The sequence below is a fragment of the Mycobacterium sp. Root265 genome, assembly GCF_001428895.1.
In the GTDB taxonomy this organism is placed as follows: Bacteria; Actinomycetota; Actinomycetes; order Mycobacteriales; family Mycobacteriaceae; genus Mycobacterium.
Window position 1 is genome coordinate 69,150 of record NZ_LMJA01000014.1, and the last position, 18,021, is coordinate 87,170.

At 67.0% G+C, this 18,021-nt stretch carries 18 protein-coding genes; 15 read left to right on the forward strand and 3 right to left on the reverse strand.

Features of this window, described 5'->3' with window-relative positions:
* Positions 1–6: 6 nt before the first annotated feature.
* Positions 7–348, reverse strand: coding sequence for a UBP-type zinc finger domain-containing protein (locus tag ASE48_RS15145; RefSeq protein ID WP_082614211.1), 342 nt, complete (start codon positions 346–348; stop codon positions 7–9).
* 162 nt (positions 349–510) lie between these two features.
* Here ASE48_RS15145 and ASE48_RS15150 point away from each other — a divergent pair, with 162 nt between their 5' ends.
* From ASE48_RS15150 to ASE48_RS15185, 8 genes are read left to right on the forward strand one after another with little or no spacing between them, the layout of a single operon-like run.
* Complete coding sequence (locus ASE48_RS15150; RefSeq protein WP_057167932.1) at positions 511–1,278, forward strand: MlaE family ABC transporter permease; 768 nt, start codon at positions 511–513, stop codon at positions 1,276–1,278.
* Positions 1,275–2,096: an ABC transporter permease gene (locus ASE48_RS15155; protein WP_057167933.1), complete on the forward strand. Its 822-nt coding sequence runs from the start codon at positions 1,275–1,277 to the stop codon at positions 2,094–2,096. The genes ASE48_RS15150 and ASE48_RS15155 overlap by 4 nt, the downstream gene beginning before the upstream one ends.
* A 3-nt stretch (positions 2,097–2,099) precedes the next feature.
* Positions 2,100–3,389, forward strand: a complete 1,290-nt coding sequence (locus ASE48_RS15160; RefSeq protein WP_082614208.1) for an MCE family protein — start codon at positions 2,100–2,102, stop codon at positions 3,387–3,389.
* Between the two features lie 12 nt (positions 3,390–3,401).
* The gene (locus ASE48_RS15165; protein WP_057167934.1) at positions 3,402–4,433 is read left to right on the forward strand and encodes an MCE family protein; all 1,032 of its coding nucleotides are present in this window, start codon (positions 3,402–3,404) and stop codon (positions 4,431–4,433) included.
* Entirely contained in the window at positions 4,430–5,725 is a 1,296-nt protein-coding gene (locus ASE48_RS15170) for an MCE family protein (protein ID WP_057167935.1), read from the forward strand. Before ASE48_RS15165 ends, ASE48_RS15170 begins: the two co-directional genes overlap by 4 nt.
* Complete coding sequence (locus ASE48_RS15175) at positions 5,722–7,017, forward strand: MCE family protein (RefSeq protein ID WP_057167936.1); 1,296 nt, start codon at positions 5,722–5,724, stop codon at positions 7,015–7,017. The genes ASE48_RS15170 and ASE48_RS15175 overlap by 4 nt, the downstream gene beginning before the upstream one ends.
* Positions 7,014–8,129: a virulence factor Mce family protein gene (locus tag ASE48_RS15180; protein ID WP_057167937.1), complete on the forward strand. Its 1,116-nt coding sequence runs from the start codon at positions 7,014–7,016 to the stop codon at positions 8,127–8,129. The genes ASE48_RS15175 and ASE48_RS15180 overlap by 4 nt, the downstream gene beginning before the upstream one ends.
* Position 8,130: 1 nt before the next feature.
* Positions 8,131–9,645, forward strand: coding sequence for an MCE family protein (locus tag ASE48_RS15185; RefSeq protein WP_057167938.1), 1,515 nt, complete (start codon positions 8,131–8,133; stop codon positions 9,643–9,645).
* Between the two features lie 19 nt (positions 9,646–9,664).
* On the opposite strand, the gene ASE48_RS15190 is transcribed toward ASE48_RS15185, so the two are convergent.
* On the reverse strand, positions 9,665–10,174 hold the full coding sequence (locus ASE48_RS15190) for a cupin domain-containing protein (protein WP_082614209.1): 510 nt from the start codon (positions 10,172–10,174) through the stop codon (positions 9,665–9,667).
* Positions 10,175–10,261: 87 nt separating this feature from the next.
* Positions 10,262–11,758 (reverse strand): glucose-6-phosphate dehydrogenase, encoded by a 1,497-nt coding sequence (zwf, locus tag ASE48_RS15195; RefSeq protein WP_057167939.1) that lies wholly within the window; start codon positions 11,756–11,758, stop codon positions 10,262–10,264.
* Between the two features lie 56 nt (positions 11,759–11,814).
* On the opposite strand from zwf, the gene ASE48_RS15200 reads away from it, so the two are divergent.
* From ASE48_RS15200 to ASE48_RS15230, 7 genes are all read left to right on the forward strand, one after another.
* Positions 11,815–12,267 carry an SRPBCC family protein gene (locus ASE48_RS15200; RefSeq protein ID WP_057167940.1) on the forward strand — a complete coding sequence of 151 codons (453 nt, stop codon included), beginning with the start codon at positions 11,815–11,817 and terminating at the stop codon, positions 12,265–12,267.
* Positions 12,264–13,337 carry a CaiB/BaiF CoA transferase family protein gene (locus ASE48_RS15205; RefSeq protein WP_057167941.1) on the forward strand — a complete coding sequence of 358 codons (1,074 nt, stop codon included), beginning with the start codon at positions 12,264–12,266 and terminating at the stop codon, positions 13,335–13,337. Before ASE48_RS15200 ends, ASE48_RS15205 begins: the two co-directional genes overlap by 4 nt.
* Positions 13,338–13,428: 91 nt before the next feature.
* Positions 13,429–13,866: an SRPBCC family protein gene (locus tag ASE48_RS15210; RefSeq protein WP_057167942.1), complete on the forward strand. Its 438-nt coding sequence runs from the start codon at positions 13,429–13,431 to the stop codon at positions 13,864–13,866.
* A 54-nt stretch (positions 13,867–13,920) separates the two neighbouring features.
* Positions 13,921–14,844: an LLM class F420-dependent oxidoreductase gene (locus ASE48_RS15215; RefSeq protein ID WP_057167943.1), complete on the forward strand. Its 924-nt coding sequence runs from the start codon at positions 13,921–13,923 to the stop codon at positions 14,842–14,844.
* A gap of 45 nt (positions 14,845–14,889) precedes the next feature.
* Positions 14,890–15,588 (forward strand): GntR family transcriptional regulator, encoded by a 699-nt coding sequence (locus tag ASE48_RS15220; RefSeq protein ID WP_057167944.1) that lies wholly within the window; start codon positions 14,890–14,892, stop codon positions 15,586–15,588.
* A gap of 79 nt (positions 15,589–15,667) precedes the next feature.
* The gene (locus ASE48_RS15225; protein WP_057167945.1) at positions 15,668–17,215 is read left to right on the forward strand and encodes an NCS1 family nucleobase:cation symporter-1; all 1,548 of its coding nucleotides are present in this window, start codon (positions 15,668–15,670) and stop codon (positions 17,213–17,215) included.
* Positions 17,212–17,928, forward strand: coding sequence for an aspartate/glutamate racemase family protein (locus tag ASE48_RS15230; protein WP_057167946.1), 717 nt, complete (start codon positions 17,212–17,214; stop codon positions 17,926–17,928). Before ASE48_RS15225 ends, ASE48_RS15230 begins: the two co-directional genes overlap by 4 nt.
* Positions 17,929–18,021: the final 93 nt, after the last annotated feature.

The window sequence follows — 18,021 nt, forward strand, 5'->3', positions numbered from 1 at the left end:
CGCGGGTCAGCCGCCCTCGAGCTGCTGCATCCAATCCCGGGGCACCCGCTCACGCGGTCCCGGAGCCGACTGGCCGGCCGGGTGCGCCTGCGGCGCAGCCAGTTCGGGGCCGTCGTAATACTCGTCGGTGGCGTAGTTCCAGAACCAGTCCTCGCCGGGTTCGAAGCTGCGGATGATGGGGTGGCCGGTGTCGCGCCAGTGTTGGGAGGCGTGTTTGGCCAGTGAGTCGTCGCAGCACCCGATGTGTCCGCAGGCCGCGCACCGGCGCAGGTGCACCCACCAGCCGCCTGCGGCGTCGCATTCCACACAACCGGTACCACTCGGGGGCTTGGCGGGGTCGATGTCCACCTGCACGAGTCTACTGAGCCGCAACGGTTTTTCTCGGTGAGATCAGATCAAGCTGAGCGAAACCATTCTCGAGATACCCACCAGCAAAATCGGTAATTGACGTCGGCGTTCTCGCAATAGGTGCCTTTGACAGCTAACTAGACCCGCTTTAACGTCCGCGCGATGAGTGCCGCCGGGCAGGTGACGAAGTCCATGAACGCCGTGGGCGGCTTCGTGGTGCTCGGCGCCGAGACCTTCGCCGCGATGTTCCGCAGGCCGTTCGCCTGGCGGGAACTGTTCGAGCAAATTGCATTCGTGGCCAGGGTGTCCATTTTCCCGACCATCATGCTGTCCATTCCCTACACCGTACTGATCGTCTTCACGCTCAACATCGTGCTGCTGGAGATCGGGGCCGGTGACCTGTCCGGCGCCGGTGCGGCGCTGGCATCGGTCACCCAGGTCGGCCCGGTCGTCACGGCCATCGTCGTCTCCGGAGCCGCCGCCACCGCGATGTGCGCCGACCTCGGCGCCCGCACCATCCGCGAAGAGATCGACGCCATGAAGGTGATCGGGGTCAACCCGGTCCAGGCACTGGTGGTGCCGCGGGTGCTGGCGGCCACCTTCGTGGCGCTGATGCTGTATTCCGTTGTCGCCGTGGTCGGCCTGACCGGCAGCTACCTGTTCGTCGTCTACGTGCAGAACGTCACCCCGGGTGCCTTCGTCGCCGGCCTGACCCTACTGACCGGCCTGCCGCAGGTCATCGTGTCGCTGGTCAAGGCGCTGCTGTTCGGGCTGTCCGCCGGTCTGATCGCCTGCCACCAAGGGCTTTCGGTCGGTGGCGGCCCGACCGGCGTCGGCAACGCCGTCAACGAGACCGTGGTGTTCTCGTTCATGGCGCTGTTCCTCATCAACATCCTGGCCACCGCCCTCGGGGTGAAGGTGACCGGATGAGCACCCTGGCCGGCGGGCGCCTGGTCGACGGCACCCGCAACCTGGGCAGGCAGACCGCGTTCTACGGTCAGGCCCTGGTGTCCACCGCGGACGCGGTACGCCGTTACCCGGGTGAGGTGCTGCGCCTGATCGCCGTGATGGGCATGGGCACCGGTGCACTCGCGGTGATCGGCGGGACCGTCGTCATCATCGGATTCCTGACGCTGTCCACCGGCGCCCTGATCGCGGTGCAGGGCTACAACACGCTGTCCAACGTCGGTATCGAGGCCATGACCGGCTTCCTGTCGGCCTTCCTCAACGTCCGCTTCATCGCGCCCGCGACGGCCGGGGTGGCGCTGGCGGCCACCATCGGTGCCGGGGCCACCGCGCAACTCGGCGCCATGCGGATCAACGAGGAGATCGACGCCCTGGAGGTGATGGGTATCCGCACCATCACCTATCTGGTGTCCACCCGCATCGTCGCCGGGGTGGTGGTGGTCATCCCGCTCTACACGGTGGCGGTGCTGATGTCCTTCCTGGCCACCCGCTTCGGGACGACGGTCATCTACGGGCAGTCCCGCGGGGTGTACGACCACTATTTCTCCACCTTCCTGCGCCCCTCGGATCTGCTGTGGTCGTTCGTCGCGGCGCTGTCGATGGCGGCCGCGGTGATGGTGGTGCACACCTACTACGGGTTCAGCGCCACCGGCGGGCCGGCTGGGGTGGGCGAGGCCGTCGGCCGCGCGGTCCGAACCTCGGTCACGGCAACGGTGTTCGTGCTGCTCACCATCACACTGTCGGTATACGGACAGTCCGGCAATTTCAACCTCTCGGGGTGAGGAGTGGCACATACTCGTCGCCGGGAGAAGATCGACCCGATCTGGTGGGCGCCCGTCCTGGTGCTGATCATCGTGGGACTGATCGCGATGACGGCGCTGCTGTTCTCCGGTTCGCTGCGCAACTTCGTACCGATCACCCTGATGTCCGACCGTGCCGGGCTGGTGATGGAGAACGGGGCCAAGGTCAAACTGCGCGGTGTGCAGGTCGGTGAGGTCGGCTCCGTCGGCACCGAGGACGGCGTGGCCTCGCTGCAGCTCAACATGTACCCGGGCCCGTTCGAATACCTGCCCGCCAATGTCGAGGCGGAGATCAAGGCCACCACCGCATTCGGCGCCAAATACGTCGACCTCATCGTGCCCGACGGCGCACCCGCCGGGGCCCTGAAACCGGGGTCGGTGCTGCGCTCGCGCAATGTCACCGTCGAGGTCAACACGGTGTTCGAGAACCTGCAGTCGGTGGTGCAGGCGGTGGACCCCGCCAAGCTGAACTCGGTGCTCTCGGCGGTGTCGGAATCCCTGCGCGGCAAGGGGGACCGCATCGGGCACGCCATCACCGATGCCAACAACGTGCTGCTCGCCGTCAACCCGCGGATGGAGACGGTGCGTACCGACTGGCAGCTGTTCGGCCAGACCGTACACGCCTATTCTGCTGCGGCCCAGGACATCCTGTCAGTGCTGGACGCCTTCTCCACCACCTCGGAGACCATCGGTACGCATGCCCAGGCGCTGGACACGCTGCTGCTGTCGGCGGTCGGCTTCTCCCGGTCCGGGATCGACGTCATCGGCGGCAACCAGCCGAACCTGGTGCGCGCCATGAACATTCTCGACCCCACCACCAGCCTGCTGCTCAAATACTCACCGACCTACACCTGCCTGTTCCAGGGGGCGGTGTGGTTCCTGGAGAACGGTGGCCGGGATGCCCTGGGCGGCAACGGCAGATCGGTCATCATGGACGCGGCGATGCTGGCCGGTGACGACGCCTACCGCTACCCGCAGAACCTGCCGAAGACCAATGCCACCGGCGGGCCGGGCGGCAAACCGAGCTGCGGGTCGCTCCCCGACGTGAGCCAGAACTTCCCGGTGAAGGCGCTCGTCACCGACACCGGTTGGGGCACCTTGCCCAACGAGATCCGGACCAACCCGGGTATCGGCTTCCCGGGGTGGGCGAACTACTTCCCGGTGACCCGGGCGATCCCCGAGCCGCCGAGCGTCCGCTATCCCGGCGGGCCCGCACCCGGGCCGGGCCCCTTCGGCGCACCGGCGCCGCCGTTCCCGCTGCCACCCGGCTCATAGAAGGGATCAGACATGCGACGTAAGAGCATCACCGGCACCGTGGTGCGGGTTGCCCTGTTCACCGCGATCTGCCTGGTCTTCCTGTTCGCCCTGGTGACAGTCTTCGGGCAGTTCCGCTTCGACTCCCGCGTCGGCTACAGCGCGGTGTTCACCAACGTGTCCGGCCTGAAGGGCGGCAACTTCGTGCGCATCGCGGGCGTCGAAGTCGGCAAGGTTCGCGACCTGACCCTGCACAAGGACGGCACCGTCACCGTCGAGTTCGCGATCGACCGCGATCTGCAACTCACCGAGGGCACCAGGGCCGCAGTGCGTTACGAGAACCTGATCGGTGACCGCTACCTCGCACTGGAGGACGGCCCCGGATCGGTACGCACACTGCAGGCGGGTCAGACCATCCCGCTGACCCGCACCTCACCCGCACTCGACGTCGACGCGCTCATCGGCGGGTTCCGTCCGCTGTTCCGGGCGCTGGACCCCGAACAGGTCAACGCGCTGTCCGGCGAACTGCTGAAGGTGTTCCAGGGGCAGGGCGGCACCGTCTCCTCGGTGCTGGCCCAGACCTCGGCGCTGACCAAGACGCTGGCCGGCCGCGACGAGCTCATCGGCCAGGTGATCACCAACCTCAACACCGTGCTCGACACCTTCGCCACCCGAGACGAACAGTTCTCCGAAGGGCTGGGCGACCTTTCCAGCCTGGTCGAAGGTCTGTCGGAGCGCCGCACCGACATCGCCACCGGCGTCGCGCACATCAACGCCGCCGCGGGATCCATCGCCGACCTGCTGGTGGAGGCCAGAGAACCGCTGAAAGAGGCGGTGGCGCAGACGGATCGGTTCAGCGGGCAGCTGATGGCCGACCGTGACTACCTCGACGAACTGGTCAGGACGCTGCCGGACACCTACCAGATCCTGGCCCGGCAGGGGCTCTACGGCGACTACTTCGGCTTCTATCTGTGCGATGCGGCACTGAAGGTCAACGGCAAGGGCGGTCAACCGGTGTACATCAAACTGGCCGGCCAGGACACGGGACGGTGCGCACCAAAATGAAACTGAAACGCCCCACCATCACACCCATCGCCGAACGCAACCGCACGGTCGTCGGGATCGTCGGCACCCTGATCGTGGCGGCCGTCGTCGTCGCCGCGTTCTCCTACGACAAGCTGCCCGTGGTGAAGGGGACATCGGATCACTCCGCCTACTTCTCCGAAGCCGGTGGCATCAAACCCGGAAGCGATGTGCGGGTGTCCGGCCTCGGCGTCGGTCGGGTCTCCGAAGTCCGCCTCGAAGGCACCAAGGTGCGGGTCGACTTCACCGTCCGCACCGGCGTCGAACTCGGCGACCGCACCGAGGCCGCCATCAAGACCGAGACGGTGCTGGGCACCAAGATGCTGGAGCTCACACCGCGCGGGGACGGCGCACTGTCCGGCACCATCCCGCTGGAGCGCACCACCTCGCCCTACGATCTGCCCACCGCCCTCGGCGATCTCACGACCACCATCAGCGGTCTGGACACCACCCAGCTGTCCTCGGCGCTGTCCACCTTGGCCGAGACGTTCCAGAACACCCCGGCCGACCTCAAACTGGCGCTGGAGGGGGTGTCCCAATTCTCCGACACCCTCAACAACCGGGATGCCCAGCTGCGCAACCTGCTCGCCGATGCCAACAAGGTCACCGGGGTGCTGGCCAAGCGCAGCGACCAGATCGCCGCGCTGGTGGTCAACGCCAATGCGCTGCTCGCCGAACTGCTCTCACAGCAGCAGTCCGTCGATGCCTTCATGGTCAACCTGACCGCCGCCTCCCAGCAGCTGTCCGGGCTGGTCGCCGACAACCGCACCCAGCTCAAGCCTGCCCTGGACAAGCTCAACGGCGTGCTGGAGATTCTCGACAACCGCAAACAGGAACTGCAGCGCACCCTCTACCTGTTGCGCCGCTACGCGATGTCCTTCGGTGAGGTGCTCGGATCGGGACCGTTCTTCAAGGCCTCCGTGGTCAACCTGCTGCCCGGCCAATTCGTGCAGCCCTTCATCGACTCGGCGTTCTCCGATCTCGGTCTGGACCCCAACGTGGCGCTGCCCTCACAGCTCGTCGATCCCGGTGTCGGCCAGCCGGGCACCCCGGCGCTGCCGGTGCCCTTCCCGCGGACCGGGCAGGGCGGTGAACCGAATCTGACGCTGCCCGATGCCATCACCGGTAAACCCGGCGATCCGCGCTACCCGTACCGGGAGCCGCTGCCGGCACCCGCACCCGGTGGACCGCCCCCGGGCCCGCCCGCCCCACCGCCGCCCGGATTCTCCGGTCCCGCACCGGTTCTCGGTCCGACCCCGGTGTACGTGCCGTGAGGGGGCGGCTTAGGGTCGCGCTGGCCACCGCACTGGTCGCCATCCTGGCGGTGGCGCTCTCGGTGGTCAGCACCTCGTGGTGGGACCGGGTCAACACGGACACCTTCGTGGCGTACTTCGCCAACGCCAACGGCCTGTACACCGGCGACGAGGTGCGCATCCTGGGCGTCGCGGTGGGCACCGTCGACAAGATCGAGCCGCAACCGGAGAACATCAAGGTCACCTTCTCGGTCGACGCGCAGTACCCGGTGCCCGCCGATGCACGCGCTGCCGTGCTGTCGCCGTCACTGGTCAGTGCCCGCGCCATCCAGCTGGTGCCCGCCTACGACGGTGGGCCGAAACTCGCTGCCGGCGGGACCATCCCGTTGGAGCGCACCGCGGTGCCGGTGGAATGGGACGACTTCCGGACCCAGCTGCAGAAGCTCACCGAGTCGCTGCAGCCGACGACACCGGGCGGGCCCAATGCGGTCGGCGAGTTCATCAACAGCGCCGCGGACAACCTGCGCGGTCAGGGCGACACCGCCCGCGACACCGTCATCAAACTGTCCCAGGCGATGTCGGTGCTCGGCGATCACAGCACGGACATCTTCAGCACCATCCGCAACCTGCAACTGCTGGTGTCCGCCCTGACCTCCAGCAGCGACCTGCTGGCCGCGTTCAACCGCAACATGGCCGACGTGACCACCGTGCTGTCCAACACGCCCAATGAGATCGCCGAGGCCACCCAGAGCCTCGACGCTGCGGTCACCGATCTGCGGGGGTTCATCGCGGAGAACCGGGAATCGCTGGGCACCACCTTCGACCGGTTCGACTCGATCACCACCGCGCTCAACGACCGCCGCGGCGATGTCAAACAGATCCTGCACATCGCGCCGTCGGTGTTCCAGAACTTCCTCAACATCTATCAGCCCGCCCAGGCCGCGGTGACCGGCATCATGGCTCTCGGGAACTTCTCCAACACCGTCGAATTCATCTGTGGTGCCGTGCAGGCCGCGTCGAAGCTGAACTACGAACAGTCGGCCAAACTGTGCGTGCAGTACCTGGCGCCCATCGTCAAGAACCGGCAGTACAACTTCCTGCCGATCGGTGGCAACCCGTTCGTCGGGGCCACCGCCCGCCCCAACGAGATCACCTACAGCGAGAATCACCTGCGTCCCGACGCGGCGCCGCCGCCACCACCGCCGCCGGCGCCGATCGATCCGGTCGAGTTCCTGGCCGCCGAGGGCCCCGCGGTGCCCACCGATCCGGCCACCGGGCTACCCGGACTGATGGTGCCGGGCGGCACCCCGTGACGCGCCGGCTCCCGCTGATCCTGCTGGCCGTGGTGCTGGTCGCGGGATGCCAATGGCGGGGCCTGAATTCGCTGAGCCTGCCCGGTACCGCGGGCAGCGAGGACGGCTCCTACACCATCCAGGCGCAACTGCCCGATGTCGTCGTCATCCAGCAGAACACCCGGGTGCGGGTCGCCGACGTCAACGTCGGCAATGTCACCAAGATCGAGGTGCAGGACTGGCATGCCCTGGTCACCATGCGCATCGACGGTGACGTACAACTGCCCGCCAACGCCACCGCCAAGGTCGGCCAGACCAGCCTGCTGGGCTCCATGCACATCGAACTCGCCCCGCCCGCCGACGAGCCGGCGCAGGGCCGGCTCACCGACGGTGCGGTGATCCCGTTGGCATCGGCGGCGACGTATCCGACCACCGAGCAGACCCTGGCATCGGTGTCGGTGCTGCTCAACGGCGGCGGCCTGGCGCAGCTGCAGGAGATCAACCAGACCTTCGCCAAGGCACTGGCCGGACGCGAAGACGATATGCGCAGCCTGCTCACCCAGCTGGACACCTTCATCGGGTCGCTGAACGCGCAGACCGATGACATCATCACCGCCACCGAGCATCTCAACGAGCTGGCCGGGCAGGTCGCGGCGCGCGACGCGACGGTGGACCGGGCGCTGACCACCATCCCGCAGGCGCTCGGCGTGCTCGCCGACTCCCGCGCCACCCTGACCGAGGCGATCGACGCCCTCGGACAGTTCAGTGCCATCGCCAATTCGACGGTGCAGCAGACCCGCGAATCGCTGGTGAACAACCTGCGCAATATCGCGCCGGTGTTCCGGGAACTGGCCGATGCTGGGCCGGCGCTGACCCGGGGACTGGACTTCCTGTCCACCTACCCATGGGTGAAAAGCACCATCCCCAACTGGTTCCGCGGTGACTTCGCCAATATCAGCCTGGTCATCGACCTCACGCTGAGCCGGTTGGACAGCGGCATCTTCACCGGCACCCGTTGGGAAGGTGACCTCACCGAACTCGAGATGCAGTGGGGTCGCACCATCGGCCAGATGCCCAGCCCGTACACCGGCGGCAACCCGCTGGTGGCGCCGTACCACTGGGGGTCCTACTGACATGTTGCGCCTGCACCGCACGGTATGGATCCAGCTTGCGATCCTGGCCTCCGTCACCGTGATCGCCTGCGGGGTGATGGCTTTCGGCTTCGTCAAGGTACCTGCCCTGCTGGGGATCGGCCGCTATGACGTCACCCTGGAACTGCCCAGCTCCGGCGGTCTGTACCCGACCTCGGTGGTCACCTACCGCGGGGACGAGATCGGCCGGGTCACCTCGGTGGACGTCACGGCCACCGGCGTGCGGGCGGTACTCAAGCTCGAATCGGACACCAAGGTGCCCGCGGATGTGTCTGCGGCGGTGCACAGCCGGTCAGCGATCGGTGAACAGTTCGTCGAACTGACCCCCGGCGCCGGGACGTCCGCGACGCTGGCCGACGGCGATGTCATCCCGGCCGGTCGGGTGTCCCTGCCGGTCGATATCGCCGGTCTGCTCGACGCGACGAACACTGCACTGCAGGCCATTCCGCAGGACAATCTGCGCACCCTGATCGATGAGGCCGACGTCGCGGTCGGCGGACTGGGCCGGGAACTGTCGCGGATCGTGGACGGGTCGACGTCGCTGGCCGTCGAAGCGGGCGGGTCGAAAGACCAGTTGACCCGGCTCATCGACGAGTCGCCACCGGTGCTGAATTCGCAGGTGCAGACCGCGGATTCGATCGCCACCTGGGCGTCGCGGATGGCGTCGATCACCGGGCAGTTCGAAGCGCAGAACGCTGCGTTCGGGGATCTGCTGGACCAGGGCGGTCCGGCGCTGGACGAGGGCCGCGCGCTATTCGACCGCTTCGCCCCGGCGTTGCCGACGTTGCTGGCCAACATGGTGAGCCTGGGCGATATCGCGGTGACCTACCGTGCCGATCTGGAGCAGCTGTTGGTGCTGGTGCCGCAGGGCACCTCGGTGATGTCGGCGATCACGCTGGCCAACTCCAACACCCGGCAGGCGTACCGCGGTATCTACCTGGACTTCAACCTGAACCTGAACTGGCCACCGCCGTGCAACACCGGCTTCCTGCCGGCCCGCCAGCAGCGGGTGCCCTCCGACATCGACGCCCCGGACCGCCCGTCGGGCGAGCTGTACTGCCGGGTCCCGCAGGACTCGGATCTCAATGTCCGCGGGGTGCGCAACATTCCGTGCGAGACCAAACCGTGGAAGCGCGCCCCGACGGTGGAGATGTGCGAAAGCGAGCAGGACTACGTGCCGCTCAACGACGGCTTCAACTGGAAGGGCGACCCGAACGCGACACTGAGCGGACAGGAGATCCCGCAGTACCCGCCCGGAAGTTCCGCGCCGGGTGAGCCACCGCCTCCGGTCGACGGCCTGGCGCCGAATGCGGCCGAGCTGACCAAGTTTCCACCACCGGCACCTCCCGCGGCGGTCGCCCCGCAGAACGTCGCGGTCGCCGTGTACGACCCGGCCACCGGCGACTACATCGGCCCGGACGGTCGCCGCTACACTCAGGGCGATCTGGCCCAGGCCGGTGACCGGACCTGGCAGTCGCTGCTGGTGCCCGGCGGGTAGCGCACCAGTTAGCCGTGGGCTACAGGAAGTAGCTGTCGTGCCGCTGATTCCATTCGATACGTTCCTCGTCGGTCAGGCCGGCCAGGTGCGGTAGGCCCTCGAAGTAGGATTCCCGCGGTGCGCCGGGGGCGAACAGGATCAACACCTCGGCGGGCTCATCGGCGTCGTTGCGGAATCCGTGGATGCCCCCGGGCGGTACGAAGAGGAAATCGCCTTTGGTCGCGTCGACCCACTTGTCGCCGTCGTAGAGCCGCATCGTGCCGTCCAGCATGTAGAACGCCTCGGAGATGGCCTTGTGATAGTGCGCGGCAGCACCGCCGGCGCGGGCTGCCATCTCGACGCGGTACAGGCCGTAGTCGCCCGCCGAGGTCTTCTGGTCGACGAGGTAGTGGAACTTCATCGGGCCGACCGCGTAGTCCTCGGCATGGTCCTCCCGGCGGAGGCTCGCGCTGATCTCGGGTTCACCGTCGAAACGCTCAGCGGGATAAGGAGGGACATCCATGATGTTTTGCGGATTCCACAGCGACATGAGGGCTCCTTCGGCGCTACGCGAGTTTGCGGTTTCAACTACCTAAACACGCAAGCACGCTCGGACGCCAGGGCGAACGTCATACTGCTACTTCTTGTCTCGCCAGGCACGCTCGAACGGCAGCCGCCACGCATTCGGCGCGATCAGTTGGTGGATAGCGTTCGGGCCCCAGGTGCCCGGCTGGTACAGCTTGGCCGGCGGCGGATCCTCGAGCAGATGAGCCGAACGCTCCCACAGGGATTCGATGCCCTCGGCGGTGGTGAACAGCGTGTGGTCACCGCGCATCGCATCCAGGATGAGCCGCTCGTAGGCCTCCAGCACGTCGCCGTTGCTCGGGATCTCGGTGGTGGAGAACTGCATGGACATCTTGTCCAGCTTCATTCCCGGCCCGGGACGCTTGCCGTAGAACGACAGCGACACCTTCGAGTTGTCGGCCAGATCGAAGGTCAGGTGGTCCGGGCCCTGCGAGCCGACACCCGACCCGGCCGGGAACATGGTGCGCGGCGCCTCTTTGAAGGCGATCGAGATGATGCGCATACCCTCGGCCATCTTCTTGCCGGTGCGCAGATAGATCGGCACCCCGGCCCAGCGCCAGTTGTCGATGCCGACCTTGAGGGCGATGAACGTCTCGGTATCGGAATCCCTTGCCACTCCGGTGAGTTCGCGGTACCCGGCGAACTGCCCGCGCACCACGTCGTTGCACTGGATGGGCAGCATGGAGCGGAACACCTTGTTCTTCTCCTCGCTGATCGCGCGCGGCTCCAGCGCGGTCGGCGGTTCCATCACCACGAAGGCCATCACCTGGAACAGGTGGGTGACGACCATGTCCTTGTAGGCGCCGGTGCTTTCGTAGAAGTTGGCCCGCTCGTCCAGACCGAGCACCTCCGGAATGTCGATCTGGATGTGATCGATGAAGTTGCGGTTCCAGATCGGCTCGAACAGACCGTTGGCGAACCGGAACGCCAGGATGTTCTGGGCGGCCTCCTTGCCCAGGAAGTGGTCGATCCGGAACACCTGGCGTTCCTTGAACGTCTCATGCACGAAGTCGTTGAGGGCGACCGCGCTGGCCAGGTCGGTGCCGAACGGCTTTTCCATCACCACCCGCGAGCGGTCCACCAGCTTGGCCTCGCGCAGCATGGTGATGACCGCGCGGGCGGCCTTGGGCGGTACCGAAAGGTAGTGCAGCCGTTGAGCGTTGCCGCCGAGTCGGGCCTCGGCCGCGGCGACCGCTGCGGCCAGCGCCTCCGGCCCGGCGCCCTGGGGGACGTAGCTGAGCATCGTGGAGACGTCGGCCCACTGCTCGTCGGTCAGCTTGTGCGTACCGAATCTCTCGATGGCGTCCTTGGCCAGCGCGCGGAACTCGTCGTCGGTCAGATCCTCCAGCGAGGTGCCGACCACCTGGATGTTCGGCGCCAGCTCGGACTGGTCCAGGTAGGCCATCCCGGGCAGCAATTTGCGTTTGGCCAGATCGCCGGTGGCGCCGAACAGCACGATCACATGGGGTTCGAGCGGGTCGGTGTCCCGGCGGTGCGGGCGGGCACCGGGTGCGGGGTAGGCGATGGTCTGCGGGTTCTCGGCGGCCATGGCCGCGATGTTGCCATCCGTACGTTAACGCTGCGCGACATCGCTAGGGTCAGGCCATGGCAACCAGCGTTTCCCGTGAAGTGGTCATCGAGGCGTCCCCGGAGGAGATCTTCGCCGTCGTCGCCGACGTCGAATCCACCCCGACCTGGTCGCCCCAGTATCAGAAGGCCGAGGTGGTGGATCGCGACGCCGAGGGCCGTCCGCACCGCGTGATCCAGACCATCAAGACGGTCGGCATCAGCGATCAATTGACCATCGATTACACCTGGGAAGAGCACAAGGTCAGCTGGGTGCTGGTGAAGGCCAGTCAGCTGAAGTCCCAGCAGTGCAGCTACACGCTGACGCCTTTGGGGGACACGGACCCAGAAAGAACACAGGTGCGGTTCGACATGGACATCGAGCTGGCGATCCCACTGCCGGGGTTCATCCTCAAGCAGGTCATGAAGGGCGCCATCGATGTCGCGACCAGCGGCCTGCGCAAGCAGGTGCTGAAGGTCAAGAAGGGTTGACCGGTCCGCTCGCCGGCGTGCGGGTCCTCGAACTCGGCGGTATCGGACCGGGCCCACATGCGGGGATGATGCTGGCAGATCTGGGGGCCGACGTGGTGCGCGTCCGGCGCCCCGGCGGACTGCAGATGCCCGCCGAGAACGTCGACCTGATGCACCGCGGCAAACGGGTCGTCGACCTCGACGTCAAGCACGAACCCGACAAGCTGCTCGACCTCGCCGCCAAGGCCGATGTACTGCTGGACGGCTTTCGGCCGGGGACCTGCGAGCGGCTCGGTATCGGCCCGGAGGACTGCGCCGCGGTGAACCCGCGGCTGATCTTCGCGCGCATCACCGGTTGGGGACAACACGGGCCGCTGGCACAGACCGCCGGCCACGACATCAACTACCTGTCGCAGACCGGCGCGCTGAGCGCCATCGGCTACCGGGACCGGCCGCCCGTCGCCCCGCTGAACCTGGTCGCCGATTTCGGTGGCGGCTCGATGCTGGTGCTGGTCGGCATCCTCGCCGCCCTGTTCGAGCGGGAGACATCCGGTACCGGGCAGGTGATCGACGCCGCCATGGTCGACGGGGTCAGCATGCTCGCACAGATGATGTGGACCATGAAGGCCACCGGATCGCTTCGGGATCAACGGGAGTCGTTCCTGCTCGACGGTGGCGCGCCGTTCTATCGGGTCTACGAGACCGCCGACGGCGGGCACATGGCGGTGGGGGCGATCGAGCCGCAGTTCTTCGCGGCCCTGCTCGCCGGACTCGGTGTGAATGCCGACGAGGTGCCCGCCCAGTTCGACCGCGACCGCTGGCCCGAGATGCGCGCGGTGTTCGAGGCCCGGTTCGCCGCCCGGACCAGCGCGCAGTGGACGGCGACCTTCGCGGACAGCGATGCCTGCGTCACCCCGGTGCTGAACTGGGCCGAGGCCGCCGACAGCGAGCACCTGCTGGCCAGGGGCACCCTGGTCGACGAGCACGGGGTGCGTCAGGCCGCGCCGGCCCCGCGGTTCTCCCGGACACCGGCCGGACCGGTCGGCCGACCGCCGCAGGACACCACGGCGCTCGAGGATGTCGGCTGGTGAGCCGGATTTGCTGCCGACATCGGCGTAAATTGGCAACGCCCAGTTAGTCGAAATCCTTGCGGGAATCTAAGGGCGGTCTTATATTTGCCTGATGGCTGTCAGAGCGTCGAGAGAAGTCCTCTTCGACGCCTCGCCGGAGGCGATCCTAGATGCGCTCGCCGACATCGACGAGGTGCCGACCTGGTCCACCCTGCACCGTTCCGCGGAGGTGGTGGACCGTCATCCCGACGGCAGGCCCCACCACGTCAAGGCGACGGTGAAGATCATGGGCATCACCGACAAGGAGATGCTGGAGTACCACTGGGGCGATGACTGGATGGTCTGGGACGCTCACGACACCTTCCAGCAGCGCGGGCAGCACGGCGAGTACAAGCTGGTCCGCGAGGGTGACCGCACCCGCGTCCGATTCGACCTCATCATCGATCTGGTCGCGCCGATCCCCGAGTTCCTGCTGCGCCGGGCCAAGAAGATGGTGCTCGACGCGGCCGTGGACCGGTTGCGTACCCGGGTCACGCGTTTCCACGGCTAGCAATCACGGTGAGCGCAAGGGAATTACCGGTGCCGCCGGGTCGCTGACCCGTATATGCCCACTGGAATAGTCCTCGTTCCCAACCGACAGGCCGCCAACCACGTCGACGACGCGATCAGCCAGGCACGTCAGGCCTATGACGTCGGCGTCCGGCAGATCTGGCTCGCACAGCAATTCGATCATGACGCGATCGGCCTGGCGGGCCTGATCGGCGCCGCGGTGCCCGGACTCGGCGTCGGCACCTCCGTCGTCCCGCTCAACCCACGGCACCCGCTCGTCGTCGCCTCCCAGGCACAGACCGCGCAGGCCGCGGCGCACGGAAACTTCAGCCTCGGCATCGGCCTGGGGTCGCACAAGCCCGAACAGGATGCGTTCGGCACCGCGTGGCGCAACCCCGTCGGCCGGCTGCGTGAACATCTGCAGGTGCTGCGGTCGATCTTCGACGAGGGGGCCGTCGACTTCCACGGCGACGAGTTCACCGCCAACCCGGAATGGCCGGTATCGGTCGCGGGCGGGACGCCGATCCCGGTCTACGTGGCCGCGATGGGACCGAAGGCACTGAGGGTCACCGGCGAACTCGCCGACGGCACCCTGCCCTACCTCGCCGGACCGCGCACCATCGGCGAGTTCGTCGTCCCGACGATCACCAAGGCGGCCGCCGAGGCCGGCCGACCCGAGCCGAAGACCATCGCGATGGTCCCGGCGCTGGTCACCGACGATGCCGAGGCAGGCCGCGCGCTGGCCGCCGAGACGCTGGCCTTCTACGCGACGATCCCGTCGTATCAGAAGGTGATCGAGCGCGAGGGCCTCGACTCGATCGCCGACCTGGCGGCCGTGGGTGACGCCGACACCGTGCGCAGGCAGCTGCGCCGCTACCTCGACGCGGGTGCATCCGAGGTTGCGCTCAGCCCGCTGGACCACTCGCCGGCCGCGCTGGCACCGCTGTGGGAGGTCACCGCGTCCCTCGCCGACGTCTGACGGCGCCGAAACAGCGGCGCAACACGACCGGCTTAACCTCAACCGATGGGGGTCAGGCGCTCGGTACTGCTCGAATGCCTGATCGCCGAACGGGCCGGCACTTCCCAGGACGGGGTGCTCGACGAACTGCGCCGCGCCATCCTGGACGGCGGCGTCCCGCCGGGCACGCCGATCCCGCTCGCGGAGGTCGCCGAGATATTCGGCGTGAGCCAGATCCCGATCCGCGAGGCGCTGAAAACTCTCGTTGCCGAGGGATTGATCTCGCACCGGCGCAACGGCGGTTACACCGTCGCACTGCTGACCGCGCAGGAACTACGCGAGATGTACATCGTGCGTGAGACGTTGGAATCCGCATCCCTGACCGCCGCGGTGCACAACGCCACCGACACCGATCGCGCGACCGCGGTGATCGCCAACCAGCGTCTCGAACAGGCCATCCGGGACGGGGACGCGGCCGCGTATCACCGCGGCAGCAGGCAATTCCATGCCGCGCTGACCGGTCCTTCACGGATGCACCGGCTGCTACACATGCTGGAGGCTGCCTGGAACGTCACCGAACCGGTGCAGTCGATGGTGCATGTCAGTCCCGCCGACCGGGCGGTGCTGCATGCCGATCACGGCGCCATGCTGGAGGCGTTCCTGGCCGGCGACGTCGATGCCCTGCTCGCCGTTTCCGAACAACACGCCGCCCGGCTCAACGCCGTCATCGCCACCTTGCCGCGCAACACCGGGCTGCTGGCGTGAGCGAATATATTTCCGGCGCAACGGACCGATAAGTTCACCGAAACGGTGGGGAAACAATGCGGTCCCATAGTCGGCAACCATGACCGATACCGTTGTACCTCCGAACACCGCTCCTCCGGGTGCCGTTGTCGGTGCCGGTGACATCGTCGAAGCCGCCGGCCATCCGGTGGGCGGCGGCGTCATCAAACCCGGCTACGACCCCCGCCTCACCAACGAGGATCTCGCCCCGCTGGGCAAGCAGAGCTGGACGTCCTACAACATCTTCGCGTTCTGGATGTCCGATGTGCACAGCGTCGGCGGGTACGTCACCGCAGGCAGCCTGTTCGCACTCGGACTGGCCAGCTGGCAGGTGCTGATCGCGCTGCTGGTCGGCATCAGCATCGTGTACTTCTTCTGCAACCTGGTGGCCAAGCCCAGCCAAGCGACCGGGGTGCCCTACCCGGTGATCTGCCGCACCGTATTCGGTGTGCTGGGCGCCAACATCCCGGCCATCATCCGCGGTCTCATCGCGGTGGCCTGGTACGGCATCCAGACCTTCCTGGCCTCGGCGGCACTGGACATCGTGCTGATCAAACTGTTCCCGAGCCTCGCGCCGTACGCCGTCGTCGCCGACTACGGGTTCGCCGGGCTGTCGCTGCTGGGCTGGGGCAGCTTCCTGCTGCTGTGGGTGCTGCAGGCCTGCGTCTTCTGGCGCGGCATGGAGTCGATTCGCAAGTTCATCGACTTCTGCGGGCCTGCGGTGTACGTCGTCATGTTCATGCTGTGCGGCTACCTCATCTACAAGGCCGGTTGGGGCGCCATCGATCTGAACCTCGGCGGCGTCACCTACACCGGCTGGTCCTCGGTTCCGGTGATGCTCGGCGCCATCGCCCTGGTGGTGTCGTACTTCTCCGGTCCGATGCTCAACTTCGGTGACTTCTCCCGCTACGGAAAGTCGTTCGCGGCCGTCAAGAAGGGCAACCTCCTCGGCCTGCCGGTCAACTTCCTGGTCTTCTCGGTGTTGGTGGTCGTCACCGCATCGCTGACCCTGCCGGTGTTCGGCGAGCTCATCACCGATCCGGTCGAGACGGTGGCCCGCATCGACAGCACCTTCGCGATCGTGTTGGGCGCGTTGACCTTCGCCATCGCCACCATCGGTATCAACATCGTCGCCAACTTCATCTCCCCGGCGTTCGACTTCTCCAATGTCAGCCCGCAGCGCATCAGCTGGCGCGCCGGCGGCATGATCGCCGCCGTCGGTTCGGTGCTGATCACGCCGTGGAACCTGTACAACAACCCCGAGGTCATCCACTACACGCTCGAAACCCTGGGCGCCTTCATCGGCCCGCTGTTCGGTGTGCTGATCGCCGACTACTACTTGATCCGCAAGCAAAAGGTGGTGGTGGACGATCTGTTCACCATGGAGGAGTCCGGAAAGTACTGGTACACCAAGGGATACAACAAGGTCGCCGTCGTCGCCACCGTCGTCGGTGCCATCCTCGCCATGATCCCGGTGCTGACCGGCGGATCCGTGCCCGGTATGCACACCGCCGCGCAGTACAGCTGGTTCATCGGCTGCGGTGTCGGCTTCGCCATCTACTACCTGTGGGGTAAGCGCGACGTCCTGGTGGCAGAATCGGTGTCGTGACACGCATCTGGGTGATCAACCCGAACACCACCCGGGCAATGACCTCGACCATCGAGGTCTGCGCCCGGGCGGTGGCCGCCGAGGGCACCGACGTTGTCGGCGTCACGTCCGAGTTCGGGCCGCCGTCCATCGAGAGCCACTACGACGAGGCGATGAGCGTGCCCGGCCTGCTGGCCGCGATCCAGCGCGGCGAGTCCGAGGGTGTCGACGGTTATGTCATCGCCTGTTTCGGCGACCCCGGCCTGGACGCGGCCCGGGAACTGGCCACCGGCCCGGTGATCGGTATCGCCGAGGCCGCCATGCAGGCCGCGAGCCATCTGGGTCGCGGGTTCAGCATCGTGACGACGCTGGGACGCACCATCGGGCGGGCCGAGGATCTGGCCGAACGCTACGGGATGAGCCGGTTCTGCCGCGGCTTCCACGCCTGCGAGATTCCGGTGCTGGACCTCGAAACCGATCCGATGGCAATGAAACTCGTCACCGAAGCCTGCCGGGAGGCGGTCGAGCAGGACGGCTCCGACGCGGTGGTGCTGGGCTGCGCGGGGATGGCCGATATGTGCAGGCACATCTCCGATGAGATCGGTGTCCCGGTGGTCGACGGCGTCACCGCCGCCACGCTGACCGTGCAGTCGCTGGTGACGATGGGTCTGCGCACCGGCAAGCGCGGGGAGTTCGCGGCGCCGCCGGCCAAGGAGTACGTCCAGAAGCGCTAGTGTCCTGAGTCATTAATTACGATCTAGTTGTTAATCTGGGTTGTGCCGACCCCTCATGCTGCTGAGATTGTGTTGTCTGCCGCCGAGCGTGCC